The 13,707-nt window shown below is 70.7% G+C and carries 10 protein-coding genes; 3 read left to right on the top strand and 7 right to left on the bottom strand.

What is annotated here, in order from left to right; translation table 11 throughout:
• The first annotated feature begins 125 nt into the window (after positions 1–125).
• The gene (locus ACFU53_RS41250) at positions 126–1,802 is read left to right on the top strand and encodes an alkaline phosphatase D family protein (RefSeq protein WP_384004738.1); all 1,677 of its coding nucleotides are present in this window, start codon (positions 126–128) and stop codon (positions 1,800–1,802) included.
• A 52-nt stretch (positions 1,803–1,854) separates the two neighbouring features.
• Here the strand turns inward: ACFU53_RS41250 and ACFU53_RS41245 are convergent, their stop codons facing one another.
• Entirely contained in the window at positions 1,855–2,424 is a 570-nt protein-coding gene (locus tag ACFU53_RS41245) for a dienelactone hydrolase family protein (protein ID WP_384004736.1), read from the bottom strand.
• A 107-nt stretch (positions 2,425–2,531) separates the two neighbouring features.
• On the opposite strand from ACFU53_RS41245, the gene ACFU53_RS41240 reads away from it, so the two are divergent.
• Entirely contained in the window at positions 2,532–3,656 is a 1,125-nt protein-coding gene (locus ACFU53_RS41240) for a mechanosensitive ion channel family protein (RefSeq protein WP_384004734.1), read from the top strand.
• Between the two features lie 136 nt (positions 3,657–3,792).
• On the opposite strand, the gene ACFU53_RS41235 is transcribed toward ACFU53_RS41240, so the two are convergent.
• The 6 genes from ACFU53_RS41235 to ACFU53_RS41210 form a co-directional block, all read right to left on the bottom strand.
• Positions 3,793–4,533: an SDR family NAD(P)-dependent oxidoreductase gene (locus ACFU53_RS41235; RefSeq protein ID WP_384004732.1), complete on the bottom strand. Its 741-nt coding sequence runs from the start codon at positions 4,531–4,533 to the stop codon at positions 3,793–3,795.
• Between the two features lie 281 nt (positions 4,534–4,814).
• On the bottom strand, positions 4,815–6,401 hold the full coding sequence (locus ACFU53_RS41230) for a Na+/H+ antiporter (protein WP_384004730.1): 1,587 nt from the start codon (positions 6,399–6,401) through the stop codon (positions 4,815–4,817).
• A gap of 327 nt (positions 6,402–6,728) precedes the next feature.
• Positions 6,729–7,205, bottom strand: coding sequence for a GNAT family N-acetyltransferase (locus tag ACFU53_RS41225; protein WP_384004728.1), 477 nt, complete (start codon positions 7,203–7,205; stop codon positions 6,729–6,731).
• Entirely contained in the window at positions 7,202–8,146 is a 945-nt protein-coding gene (locus tag ACFU53_RS41220; protein ID WP_384004726.1) for an RluA family pseudouridine synthase, read from the bottom strand. Before ACFU53_RS41220 ends, ACFU53_RS41225 begins: the two co-directional genes overlap by 4 nt.
• Positions 8,147–8,228: 82 nt before the next feature.
• On the bottom strand, positions 8,229–8,840 hold the full coding sequence (gene lspA / locus ACFU53_RS41215) for a signal peptidase II (protein ID WP_384004724.1): 612 nt from the start codon (positions 8,838–8,840) through the stop codon (positions 8,229–8,231).
• 81 nt (positions 8,841–8,921) lie between these two features.
• Positions 8,922–9,785, bottom strand: a complete 864-nt coding sequence (locus tag ACFU53_RS41210; RefSeq protein WP_384004722.1) for a TraR/DksA C4-type zinc finger protein — start codon at positions 9,783–9,785, stop codon at positions 8,922–8,924.
• Positions 9,786–10,423: 638 nt separating this feature from the next.
• Between ACFU53_RS41210 and ileS the strand changes: the two genes are divergently transcribed.
• Complete coding sequence (gene ileS, locus ACFU53_RS41205) at positions 10,424–13,567, top strand: isoleucine--tRNA ligase (RefSeq protein WP_384004720.1); 3,144 nt, start codon at positions 10,424–10,426, stop codon at positions 13,565–13,567.
• Positions 13,568–13,707: the final 140 nt, after the last annotated feature.

The following is a 13,707-nucleotide window of genomic DNA, read 5'->3' as shown; positions in this document are numbered from 1 at the left end:
GTGGCGGCCGGGAGCCGCGCCGCGCCGCTCTCCGGCCGACGAACAACGCACGACCACCTGAACATCGAGCGGATTTTGGGCTTCTGTCTTACCCCCGCCCCTACCGATCAGTAATCTCATCGGCCGTGACCGATCGCAGACCTCACTCCAGCCACAATCCTCCCGCCCAGCCCACGAGTTCGTCCGCCCCGAGCCGCCGTACGGTCGTCAAGGTGGCCGCGGCCGGAGCCGTCCTCGCGGCACCGCTGGCCGCCGCAATCCCGGCGAGGGCGGCCGAGTCCCCCGCCTTCCTGCACGGCGTCGCCTCCGGTGATCCGCTGCCCGACGGTGTCCTGCTGTGGACCCGGGTGACGCCCACCGCCGCCGCGATACCCGGATCCGGTCTCGGCCCGGACGTCGAGGTCGGCTGGGCCGTCGCCCTGGACAAGGCGTTCACGAACATCGTCGCCAAGGGCTCGACGACCGCGACCGCCGCCTCCGACCACACCGTCAAGGCGGACGTACGCGGCCTCGCGCCCGCCACGAACTACTGGTTCCGCTTCTCGGCCGGCGCCACCGACTCGCCCGCCGCCCGCACCCGCACCGCCCCGGCCGCCGACGCCGCCACGACCGGCCTGCGCTTCGGCGTGGTCTCCTGCGCCAACTGGGAGGGCGGCCACTTCGCCGCCTACCGCCATCTCGCCGCGCGCGGCGACCTGGACGCCTGGCTGCACCTCGGCGACTACATCTACGAGTACGGCACCGGCGAGTACGGCACCCGCGACAAGGTCGTACGGCCGCACGCGCCGGCCCACGAGATCGTCTCCCTCGCCGACTACCGTGTCCGGCACGCCCGTTACAAGACCGACCCGGACCTGCAGGCCCTGCACGCGGCCGCGCCGGTCGTCGCCATCTGGGACGACCACGAGATCGCCAACGACGCGTGGTCGGGCGGCGCCGAGAACCACACCGAGGGCACGGAGGGCACCTGGGCGGCCCGGCAGGCGGCGGCCAAACAGGCGTACTTCGAGTGGATGCCGGTGCGCCCGGCGATCGCGGGCACCACCTACCGCCGGCTACGCTTCGGCAAGCTCGTCGACCTCTCGCTGCTGGACCTGCGGTCCTTCCGCTCGCAGCAGGTGGGGATCGGCCACGGCGAGGTCGACGACCCGAACCGTACGCTGACCGGCCGGGCCCAGCTCGACTGGCTGAAGGCCGGGCTGAAGTCCTCCGACACGACCTGGCGCCTGGTCGGCAACTCGGTGATGATCGCGCCGTTCGCCCTCGGCAACCTCACCGCCGACCTCTTCGAGCCCCTCGCCGAGCTGCTGGGTCTGCCGAAGGAGGGCCTCGCCCTCAACCCCGACCAGTGGGACGGCTACACCGACGACCGCCGCGAACTCATCGCCCACCTGCGGGAGAACGCGATCCGCAACACGGTCTTCCTCACCGGGGACATCCACATGGCGTGGGCGAACGACGTGCCGGTCAACGCCGGTACGTACCCGCTGTCGGCCTCCGCCGCCACCGAGTTCGTGGTCACGTCGGTCACCTCCGACAACCTCGACGACCTCGTCAAGGTCCCCGAGGGCACCGTCTCCGCGCTGGCCTCCCCGCTGATCCGCGCCGCCAACCGGCACGTCCACTGGGTCGACACCGACCGGCACGGCTACGGCGTCCTGGACATCACCGCCGCGCGGGCGCAGATGGACTTCTACGTCCTCTCCGACCGCACGAAGGCAGACGCGACGTCGTCGTGGGCGCGCTCGTACCGGACGCGGAGCGGGACGCAGAAGGTGGAGCGGACGTACGACCCCGTGTAACGCCCGTACGACTCCGTACAACCCCCGTACGCCCCCGCGCAGGTCTCAAAGATCAGAGGGAATCCAGGAAGCCGAGGGCCACCCGCCAGGTGGCCTCGGCGGCCTCCTCGTCGTAGTCGGGCAGTCCGGGGTCGGTGTAGAGGTGACCGGCACCGGCGTATCTGTAGACCTCGACGTCGGCGCCGGCCTTGCGCATCTGGAGGTACCAGGCGCTCAGCCAGTCGTCCGGCTCGAAGGGGTCGGGCTCGGCGACGTGCAGCTGGACGGGCAGGTCGTCCACGGACGCGGTGGCGGCGATGTCCGACGTGCCGTGCAGAAGCAGTAGCCCGCGCGCGTTCTTGTCGCCCAGGGCCAGGGTCTGCGCGGTCGCGGCGCCCAAGGAGAACCCGGCGTAGACGAGTCCTCGCTCCGAGTAGGGCGCGGCGGCCAGGACCGCCCGCTTGAGGAGCTCCTCCTTGCCCAGCTCCTCGTTGAAGGCCATGCCCTCCTCGACCGTGTCGAACGTCCGTCCGTCGAAGAGGTCGGGGGTCCACACCTCGTGTCCGGCGGCGCGCAGCCGGTCCGCGGCCTCGCGCACCGCCGGCCGCGACCCGTAGGTCGAGTGGAAGAGCATGATGTTCATGAGGCCATGGTGCCAGCCGGGTCTGACAACGGGCCCCGGCGCCCGTACCCCGAGGGCGGCCGAAGTCACATGTTCATGACCCCGCGCGGCCGGTTACGTTCGAAGGCATGGAGAATCTACTCCGCCCATTGATCGTCATCGGTGGCTCGGTCGTCCTCACGCTGCTCATCGGCTGGACGACCGACCTGCTGCTGCGCAAGGCGGACCAGCGGCACCACGAGACACCTCTGTGGGGCCTGCTGCGCCGCGGCCGCATCCCCTACCAGCTGGTCCTGTGCGCGGCCTTCCTCAGAGCGTCGTACGACGAGGCGCAACTGCTGGACCAGCACCGGACCGCCATCGGCCGCGTCCTGACGCTGGTCCTGATCGGCGCGACGGCCTGGCTGGTGATCCGGATCGCGGCGGCGATAGTGGAGACGACGTACAGCCGTTACGCCCGCGCCCACCGCGATCCGGCCCGGGTGCGCCGGGTGCGGACCCAGGTGACGCTGATCACACGGGTGGTCGCGGCGATCGTCGGTGTGGTGGCCGTGGCCTCGATGCTGCTGACCTTCCCGGCGATGCGCGCGGCCGGCACCTCACTGCTGGCCTCGGCCGGACTCCTGGGCATCGTCGCCGGTATCGCCGCGCAGTCCACGCTGAGCAACCTCTTCGCCGGGCTGCAGATCGCCTTCGGCGACATGGTCCGCCTCGGTGACGTGGTCGTGGTGGAGGGCGAGTGGGGCACGGTCGACGAGATCACCCTCACCTTCCTGACGGTCCGCACCTGGGACGAGCGCCGCATCACAATGCCGGTGTCGTACTTCACCTCGAAGCCCTTCGAGAACTGGTCGCGCGGCGGCTCCCAGATGACCGGCACGGTCTTCCTCCACGTCGACCACGCCGCGCCGCTGCCCGCGATGCGCGACCGGCTCCGCGACATCCTCCGTTCCTGCCCCGCCTGGGACGGCCGCCACTACGACCTGACCGTCACCGACTCGACCCCCTCCACCATGGAGGTCCGCGCCCTCGTCACCGCCAAGGACCCGGACGACCTGTGGACCGTCCGCGTCACCGTCCGCGAACAACTCATCCACTGGCTCACCGAGAGCCACCCCTATGCCCTCCCCCGCGTCAACACCGCCGACGCGGTCCTCCCCCCGACCCATCCCGACGCCCACCCCAACGGCCTGTCCCCCCGCACCACGCGAGGCCGCGTCCACGAGCCGCCGAGGTCGACCGGCAGGGAATGAGGCAAGGCTGTGCGCGGGCCCGGGCAAGAACAGCGGACCCGGGCCCCGCACGGGAACCTCAGCGATGGCCGGACGGACCACAGCGCTGGTTCGGAGGGCCGCGAAGGCGCTCCGGAGAGGCTGTCGCCGTGGCGCCTCAGTGGCCGCGTTCCGCACCCCCGTTGACCTGGACGATCTGCGCGGTGACGTGTCCGGCGCCGGGTGACGCGAGCCAGTGCAGCGTGTCGGCGACGTCCGCCGGCGTACCGGCCCGGCCCGTCGAGGTCTCCGCGACGAGCCGGGCCCGCCGCGTCTCCTCCATCGAACCGCCGAAGAACTCGGTGTCCTCCACATAGCCGGGCGCCACGACATTCACCGTGATCCCGCGCGGCCCGAACTCCCTTGCCAGGTCGAACGCGTACGGGTGCAGCGCCGCCTTCGACGCGGCGTACGCCCCGCTCCCGGACCCCCGATACGCCGCGATCGACGACAGGAAGAGCACCCGCCCACCCGGCGAGGCCAACCGCTCCCTCAACGCCTCGGTGAGCAGCACCGCGGTCAGGGTGTTCTGCCGGAAGTTGACGCCCCAGTCGTACGCGACGCCCTCCAACGGATCACCCGCGTCCACGCCGGGCTCCAGCCCGCCGTTCCCCCCGGCACTGTGGATCAGCACATCCACGGTCCCGAACTCCGCAGCGACGAAATCGGCGACCCCCCGCACACTCCCCGCGTCGGCGAGGTCGGCCGCATACGTGAGCGCCCCGGCCACCCCGGCCTTCTCCAACACCTCCACCCGTCGCCCGACGAGCAACACCCGATCCCCACCGGCCGCGAACACCCCCGCCGCCGCACGCCCGATCCCCGTCCCACCACCGCTGATCACCACATTGCGAGCCATACCCGCGACCCTACAAACCCCCAACTCCCCCACCCCACAAGCACCTTGCACACGCCACGCACTCTTCACGAAGGAGCAACACAACCAAGCACCACCCCAAACACCCCTACCCCTCCCCCCCCCAGCCCCAGCCCCAGCCCGCGAACGACCACCCACGGTCCGCAGCCGCCAACGGCGCTCAACCCCCACAGGAGACCCGCACGTCTCCACCAGGGAGTAACGGGCGGTGCGCGGGCGGGAGACCCAACAACGAGCACCCCCACCACCCCGCACCCGACAACTCACCGCAAACTACGCACATCCAAGTGCCGAAGCACCCGATCCACCACCTCGGGATTCGCCCCCGGCTCACTCCGCGCGGCCAACACCTCATGCCGGGCCGCACTCAACATCTCCCCCTGGATCCGCCGCATCCTCCGAAGCCGCCGCACCCGCTGCTCATGCCCCTCCCGCCGCTCCTCCTCCCCCACCTCCGGACTGATCCGCACCCCGATCTCGAAGGCCCGCCGCAGCAACCGCTCGGACATCTCCTCCGGCAGCTCCTCCACCTCCTCGATCTCCTTCAGCCGCCGCTTCGCCGCCTTCGCCGCCCGCACGGCCAACGCCTTCTCGAACTCCTTCTCGGCCCCCTCGTCCGCCCGCACCCCCAACCGCCGCACCAGCCACGGCAGGGTGAGCCCCTGAAGCACCAGCGTCGCCATGATCACCCCGAACGCGATGAACACGATCTCGTCCCGGTCGGGGAACGGCGCCCCGCTGTCCGTCTCCAGCGGAATCGCGAGCGCCAGCGCCACGGACGCCACCCCCCGCATCCCCGACCACCACATCACCACGGTCTCGCGCCACGACATCGGGATCTCCTCGTCGTAGTCCCGCTTCGCGTGCAACCGCCGCGCGAGCCACGCGGCCGGCAGCAACCACACCAGCCGTACGAGCACGACGACGACCACGACCGCCGCCGCCCAGCCGAGCATCTCGCCCCACCGCCCGGACGCCGTCCGGATGGCGTTGTGCAGCTCCAGCCCGATCAGCCCGAAGGCGACACCGGTGACCAGCGTGTCCACGACGTCCCAGACGGTGTGCCCGGCGAGCCGCGTCAGGACGTCGTCCGCACCGAGCGCGTACTCCGCGAGGAACAACGCGGTCGTGAGCACCGCGAGCACCCCGGACCCGTGCAGTTCCTCGGCCATCACGTACGACGCGTACGGCACGAGCAGGGTCAGCCCGATCTGCAGCGTCGCGTCCTCAAGGAAGTCCATCAGCTTGTTGGCGGCCCAGCCGAGCGCGACCCCCACGACGACGGCAACTACGGCCGACAGCACGAGCTGGAGCGCGGCGCGAGGCCACGAGAAGGATCCGCTGACGGCGGCCGCGATGGCCACGTGGTAGAGCACGATGGCCGTCACGTCGTTGAAGAGACCCTCGCCCTCCAGGATCGACACCAGCCGACGCGGCAGCCCGAGCTGTCCCGCCACGGCCGTCGCCGCCACCGGGTCGGGCGGCGCGACGAGGGCGCCGAGCGCCACGGCCGCCGCTATCGGCAGCCCGGGCACGATCGCATTCGCCACGGCGGCCACCGCGGCGGTGGTCACGAACACCAGCGCCACGGCCAGCAGGAGGATCGGCCGCAGGTTCGCCGTGAACTGCCGCCAGGACGTCCGGCGCACCGCCGCGTACAGCAGCGGCGGCAAGAGCAGCGGCAGGATGAGTTCCGGCGGGATCTCCACATTGGGCACGAACCCGGGCACGGCGAGCGCGATGCCCAGCAACGTCATCAGCACCGGCGCGGGCAGCTTCAGCCGTTCCCCCACCGGCACACTGACCACGGCCCCGACCAACAACACGAAAAACAGGGCCAACTGATCCACGCTCAGCACTCCGAACGGACCTAGACGCTCACCTCAACAGCCCCCAGCCTGCCACGCCCCGCCCGTCCCACACTTTTCGCCCACGGCCTCCCCAGCTCCGTCGCCCCCATCGGCCAGTACGAGACGACGTACAGCGGCTCCTGCGCCCAGACGTACGCCACTGCCGCCCGCCTGCCCCCTGACGCACCACGCCCTCTTCGACGCGCCGCCCCCCCCCGTCCACAGGCCCGCTCTCTTCTCCGCCGGCCCTCTCGATCCGCCGCGACGGCGAGCGACCACAACGGCGCTACCGGCGGTGCCGGCCCAGGAGCAACCCCGTACCCGGCCCTACAGGCTCCGCCGCATCGCCCGATGAGGTATCCCCGCGTCCAGGAACTCCGCCCCGTACGTCACATACCCCAGCCGCTCGTAGAACCCCAGCGCATGGGTCTGCGCCCCCAGGTCCACCCCGGTCAGCCCACGCTCCCGCGCCGCCTGCTCGATGCCCCGCACCAGCGCGACCCCGACGCCCAGCCCCCGGGCCTCCCGCACTACCGCGAGCCGCCCCAGCGACCCCACACCGGGGACTCCACCGGTCTTGCCGGCGGCGGCCTCCCCGTACAGCAGCCGCCCGGTCCCGACGGGCACCCCGTCGTCCCGGACGGCGAGCACGTGCACGGCCCCGGCGTCGTACGCGTCGTACTCCAGGTCCTCCGGCACCCCCTGCTCGACGACGAAGACCTCCTTGCGCACCGCGAAGCACGCCTCGCGGTCGCCGGGATCATCGGCGACGCGCACCACATGGGACACCGGCACGGGACTCACGCGTACGTCTCCTCCCGCACCTTGTCGAGCGCCTTCTGTAGATCCGCGGGGTAGTCGCTCTCGAACTCGACCCAGCTCCCGTCCCCGGGGTGCTCGAAGCCGAGCCGTACGGCGTGCAGCCACTGGCGGGTGATGCCGAGCCGCTTGGCGAGCGTCGGGTCGGCGCCGTACGTCAGGTCGCCGACGCACGGGTGCCGGTGGGCGGACATGTGGACGCGGATCTGGTGGGTGCGCCCGGTCTCCAGCTTGATGTCGAGCAGGGAGGCGGCCCGGAACGCCTCGACCAGGTCGTAGTGCGTGACCGACGCCTTGCCCTCGGCGATGACGGCCCACTTGTAGTCGTGGTTGGGGTGCCGTCCGATGGGCGCGTCGATGGTGCCGCTCGTCGGATCGGGGTGGCCCTGGACCAGCGCGTGGTACCGCTTGTCGACGGTCCGCTCCCTGAACTGGCGCTTCAGGGACGTGTACGCGTACTCCGACTTGGCGACCACCATGAGGCCCGAGGTGCCCACGTCGAGCCGGTGCACGATGCCCTGGCGCTCGGCGGCGCCGGACGTCGAGATCCGGTACCCGGCGGCGGCGAGCCCGCCGATGACGGTCGGCCCGGACCAGCCGGGGCTGGGGTGCGCGGCCACGCCGACCGGCTTGACGACCACGAGCACGTCGTCGTCGTCGTGCACGATCTCCATGCCCTCGACCGGCTCGGCGACGATCCGCACCGGCGCGGCCGCCTGCGGCATCTCGACCTCCAGCCAGGCCCCGCCGTGCACCCGTTCCGACTTGCCGACCACCGACCCGTCGACCGTGACCTTCCCCGCGGCGGCGAGCTCGGCCGCCTTGGTACGGGAGAAGCCGAACATGCGGGAGATGGCGGCGTCGACACGCTCGCCCTCCAGGCCGTCGGGCACGGGCAGGGTACGGATCTCGGGAATGGTGCTCACCCGTCGAGTATGCCGGACCGCCACGACACGCCCGACCGCGCCTGTGGAAAACCCCGCGGCCCGAGCCGTCGGACGCCCGCCCTCAGTTTTTGTGGACGGTCCCGTCCGGGTCGAGCCCCCGGAACGACAGCAGCACGATCAGGATGCCGCCGCACACGATGGCCGAATCCGCGAGGTTGAACACCGCGAAGCCCTTGGGCGCGATGAAGTCGACGACCGCGCCCTGGAAGACGCCCGGCGAACGGAAGATCCGGTCGGTGAGGTTGCCCAGCGCGCCGCCGAGCAGCAGGCCGAGCGCGATCGCCCAGGGCAGGCTGTAGAGCTTGCGGGCGAGCCGGGCGATCACCACGATCACGATCGTCGCGATCACCGTGAAGATGATCGTGAAGGCCTCGCCGAAGCCGAAGGCCGCGCCCGCGTTGCGGATCGCCTCGAACTTCAGCCAGTCCCCGATGATCTCGATCGGCTCGTGGTGCTCCAGCTTCGCGACCACGATCATCTTGCTGACGAGGTCGAGCGCGTACGCCAGCGCGGCGACCCCGAACAGCACGGCGATACGGCGCTTGCCGCGCGGCCGCGCGGCCGCGTCGGCCTGCTCCGCCACGGCACCGTTCTCGCCGTCGGACTGCTCCGGGTCGGCCCCCGCCGCGTCTGGAATGTCCGGCGTACCGATGATGCGCTCCGCCTCTGCCACGTGAGTCCCTCAACCTAGGTTCCTGACTGAGGACAAAGGTACGACACGACCTGCGCGGACCAGGGGCTCAGGCGACGATCACTAGCGGCGTTCCTGCTTCTGCTTGCACTCCACGCAGAGCGTGGCCCGGGAGAAGGCCTGCATCCGTGCCTTTCCGATCGCATTGCCGCAGTTCTCGCAGAGCCCGTACGTGCCCGAGGCGAGCCGTTCCAGGGCGCGCTCGGTCTGGTCGAGCATCTCGCGCGCGTTGTGGGCGAGCGACAACTCGTGCTCGCGCGTGATGTTCTTCGCCCCGGTGTCGGCCTGGTCGTCGCCCGCACCGTCCCCCGAGTCCCGCATCAGGCCCGTGAGCGACCGCTCGGAGGCCTCCAGCTCGGTCCGCAGCCGCATCGCCTCGGACTGCAGCTCCGTCCGGGCCTCGGCCACCTCGTCCGGGCTCCAGGGGTCCTCACCGGGGCGTACCGCGAGCTCGCCGGGCTCCACCGCGGCGGGCCGTGCCTTGGGGACGGCGGAGGGCTTCTTCGCCGCCGTAGCCGTACCAGGAGTGTTCTTCGCAACCACCGTCGTGGCTCCCGTCGTCTCGGCGGCCTCGGCCGCGCCCGCCTTCTTGACCGTGCTCTTCTTCGCAGAGGTGCTCTTCGTGGTGCTCTTCTTGACCGCGCCCTTCGCGGAGGCGCGCTTCCCGGCGCCCCCCTGCGCGGCCTCGCCCTTCCCGGCGGCGGCCTTCTCCGCCACCGTCTCCTCGGCCACCACCGCCTTCTCTGCGGCCGTCCTGTTGACGACCGTCCTCTCGGCCGCGGCCTTCTTGGCCACCGCCTTCTTCGCCACCCTCTTCTTGCCGGCCGCCTTCACCTCCGCGGCCTTCGCACCCTCGTCTCCGCCGCCGGAGGCCACCGTGGATCTACCGGACGCCGACTGCTGTACGGCGGTCTTCTTCGCCACCATGGCCGCGGCCCCTTCACATATTGTGATCTTGCACGCGAATCGTGCTGGGACGATAAATCGACCTGAGTCCCGCGGCAACGGGGCAGACCACCCATTCCACCCGTCCCACGACCGTCGCGCGGCGAGCCTGCAAGCGTTGTGCCCAGCTCCCCGCCGGGTATTCCACCGCGCCGGGAGTCCCAGGATCCGGACGCCCGACCCGCTCCATTCGGGTCACCGCGCAGGTCATAGCGCCCCCGCCCGACAGGCGCGCCGAAAGCCTCGCCGCACCCCTCCCACGGCCACCGGAAAACCGGTCGGCCGCCGTCCGCGCGGCGCCGTACACTGGGCGGAGCGAAAAGCGTGGATGGGGACGAGTAGCGTCGTACGCAGCCCAGAGCGACCCGGGGACGGTGGAAGCCCGGGGGCGAGCGCGACGTGAAGATCACCCCGGAGCCGCCGGAAGAAAGCCGCAGTCCGTGAGGCGCGGCGAGTAGAGCCGGTATCGCGACCTCAATGAGGGGGCTCACCGGCGCGTACGGCGCACAGGGGAGCCAAGGAGGGTGGTACCGCGGGAGCGCGCCGCACACGGCGTACGAAGGATCGAAGCTCTCGTCCCTCCGACGGAAGGCAGCAAGTCCGTTGGAGGAAGCCCGCTCATGACAGAGCCGACGTACCGCCAGGTGCCCGCCCAGGTCGATCTGCCCGCGCTCGAGCACGCGGTGCTCGACTTCTGGCGCGAGCAGAAGATCTTCAGCAAGAGCCTGGAGCAGTCCGAGGGCCGCCCCGAGTGGGTGTTCTACGAGGGCCCGCCCACCGCCAACGGCATGCCGGGCGCCCACCACATCGAGGCGCGCGTCTTCAAGGACGTCTTCCCCCGCTTCCGCACGATGCGCGGTTACCACGTGGCCCGCAAGGCCGGCTGGGACTGCCACGGCCTCCCCGTGGAGCTCGCGGTCGAGAAGGAGCTCGGCTTCAACGGCAAGAAGGACATCGAGGCGTACGGCATCGCCGAGTTCAACGCCAAGTGCCGTGACTCCGTGACCCGGCACACCGACGCCTTCACCGAGCTGACGACCCGCATGGGCTACTGGGTCGACCTCGACGACGCCTACCGGACCATGGACCCCGAGTACGTGGAGTCCGTCTGGTGGTCGCTCAAGGAGATCTTCAACAAGGGCCTGCTCGTCCAGGACCACCGCGTCGCCCCCTGGTGCCCCCGCTGCGGCACCGGCCTGTCGGACCACGAGCTGGCGCAGGGCTACGAGACGGTCGTCGACCCCTCGGTGTACGTCCGTTTCCCACTCACCTCCGGTCCGCTCGCCGGTGAGGCCGCGCTCCTGGTGTGGACGACCACGCCGTGGACGCTGGTGTCCAACACCGCGGTCGCCGCCCACCCCGAGGTCACCTATGTGGTCGCCACGGACGGCACGGAGAAGCTCGTCGTCGCCGAGCCGCTCGTCGCCAAGGCGCTCGGCGAGGGCTGGGAGACCACCGGCCAGACCTTCACCGGCGCCGAAATGGAGCGCTGGACCTATCAACGTCCGTTCGAGCTCGTGGAGTTCCCCGAGCCCGCCCATTTCGTGGTGAACGCGGAATACGTGACGACCGAGGACGGTACGGGCCTGGTCCACCAGTCCCCCGCCTTCGGTGAGGACGACCTCAAGGTCTGCCGCTCGTACGGCCTGCCGGTGGTCAACCCGGTCCGCCCGGACGGCACGTTCGAGGAGGACGTCCCCCTCGTCGGCGGCGTCTTCTTCAAGAAGGCGGACGAACAGCTCACCGAGGACCTCCAGCAGCGCGGCCTGCTCTTCAAGCACATCCCGTACGAGCACAGCTACCCCCACTGCTGGCGCTGCCACACCGCGCTCCTCTACTACGCGCAGCCGTCCTGGTACATCCGCACCACCGCCGTCAAGGACCGTCTCCTCCAGGAGAACGAGAAGACCAACTGGTTCCCGGACTCGGTGAAGCACGGCCGCTTCGGCGACTGGCTGAACAACAACATCGACTGGGCGCTCTCCCGCAGCCGCTACTGGGGCACCCCGCTGCCGATCTGGCGCTGTGAGGAGGGTCACCTCACCTGCGTCGGCTCCCGCGAGGAGCTGACCCAGCTCTCCGGCACCGACCAGTCGGAGCTGGACCCGCACCGCCCGTTCATCGACGCGGTCACCTTCACATGCCCCCAGGACGGCTGCGGTACGACGGCGACCCGCGTCCCGGAGGTCATCGACGCCTGGTACGACTCGGGTTCGATGCCGTTCGCGCAGTGGGGCTACCCGTACAAGAACAAGGAACTCTTCGAGTCCCGCTACCCGGCCCAGTTCATCAGCGAGGCCATCGACCAGACCCGCGGCTGGTTCTACACGCTGATGGCCGTCGGCACCCTGGTCTTCGACAAGTCCTCGTACGAAAACGTCGTGTGCCTCGGTCACATCCTCGCCGAGGACGGCCGCAAGATGTCCAAGCACCTGGGCAACATCCTGCAGCCGATCCCGCTGATGGACCAGCACGGCGCCGACGCGGTCCGCTGGTTCATGGCGGCCGGCGGCTCCCCATGGGCGGCCCGCCGCGTGGGCCACGGCACCATCCAGGAGGTCGTCCGCAAGACGCTCCTCACCTACTGGAACACGGTCGCCTTCCAGGCCCTGTACGCCCGCACGTCCAACTGGGCGCCCAGCGCGGCGGATCCGGCCCCGACCGACCGCCCGGTCCTGGACCGCTGGCTGCTGTCCGAACTCCACGCCCTCACCGACCAGGTGACCGGGGCCCTGGAGGCCTACGACACCCAGCGCGCCGGCAAACTCCTCTCGGCGTTCGTCGACGACCTGTCCAACTGGTACGTACGCCGGTCGCGTCGCCGCTTCTGGCAGGGCGACAAGGCCGCGCTGCGCACCCTGCACGAAGTCGTCGAGACGGTCACGAAGCTGATGGCCCCGCTGACCCCGTTCATCACCGAGCGGGTCTGGCAGGATTTGATCGTGCCGGTCTCCCCGGGCTCCCCCGAGTCCGTGCACCTTGCCTCCTGGCCGGAGGCCGACCTCTCCGCGATCGACCCCGAGCTGTCGAAGCAGATGGTTCTGGTCCGCCGCCTGGTGGAGCTGGGTCGCGCCACGCGCGCGGAGTCGGGCGTCAAGACCCGCCAGCCCCTCTCGCGCGCCCTGGTGGCCGCGACGGGCTTCGACTCCCTGGACACCGAACTGCACGCGCAGATCACGGAGGAGCTGAACGTCAGCTCGCTCGCTTCGCTCTCCGAGGTCGGCGGCTCCCTGGTGGACACGACCGCCAAGGCCAACTTCCGCGCCCTCGGCAAGCGATTCGGCAAGCGAGTCCAGGAGGTCGCCAAGGCCGTGGCGGGTGCCGACGCGGCCGCCCTGTCCCTCGCCCTCCGCGAGGGCACCGCCTCGGTCGAGGTCGACGGCGAGACCATCGCCCTCGCCCCCGACGAGGTCATCATCACGGAGACCCCGCGTGAGGGCTGGTCGGTTGCCTCCGACTCGGGCGCCACGGTAGCCCTCGACCTGGAGATCACGGAGGAACTGCGCCAGGCGGGCCTGGCCCGTGACGCGATCCGCCTGATCCAGGAGGCCCGCAAGAACAGCGGCCTCGACGTGGCCGACCGTATCGCCCTCCGCTGGACGGCAACGGACCCAGCGGTCACCGCAGCCCTGACCGAGCACTCGGAGTTGATCGCGGACGAAGTCCTGTCCACGGACTTCGCCTCCGGCGAGGCCGACGAGACATACGGCACACCGTTCACGGACGAAGGCCTGAGCCTGACTTTCCGGCTGCGTAAGGCATAACCGCCGCGTCTGCCGAGAAAGGCCGACCGGAAACTGCGGGCGGTACGTGGCTGATCGCGCAGTTCCCCGCGCCCCTGACGGGGCCGGGGCACAGGCCGCCGAGCGGCACCCGGCAAGCGCCGGTGAGCGAAGCACACGAC

Source organism: Streptomyces sp. NPDC057474, assembly GCF_042802555.1.
Lineage (GTDB): Bacteria > Actinomycetota > Actinomycetes > Streptomycetales > Streptomycetaceae > Streptomyces.
Note: the sequence above shows the minus strand (reverse complement) of the source record. Positions and strands in the feature narration are given on the sequence as shown.

Bases quoted from the DNA above. Each gene is read 5' to 3' on its own strand.
- ACFU53_RS41245 (WP_384004736.1), bottom strand. From the start codon at position 2,424: ATGAACATCATGCTCTTCCACTCGACCTACGGGTCGCGGCCGGCGGTG.
- ACFU53_RS41240 (WP_384004734.1), top strand. From the start codon at position 2,532: ATGGAGAATCTACTCCGCCCATTGATCGTCATCGGTGGCTCGGTCGTC.
- ACFU53_RS41235 (WP_384004732.1), bottom strand. From the start codon at position 4,533: ATGGCTCGCAATGTGGTGATCAGCGGTGGTGGGACGGGGATCGGGCGT.
- ACFU53_RS41210 (WP_384004722.1), bottom strand. From the start codon at position 9,785: ATGGTGGCGAAGAAGACCGCCGTACAGCAGTCGGCGTCCGGTAGATCC.
- ileS (WP_384004720.1), top strand. From the start codon at position 10,424: ATGACAGAGCCGACGTACCGCCAGGTGCCCGCCCAGGTCGATCTGCCC.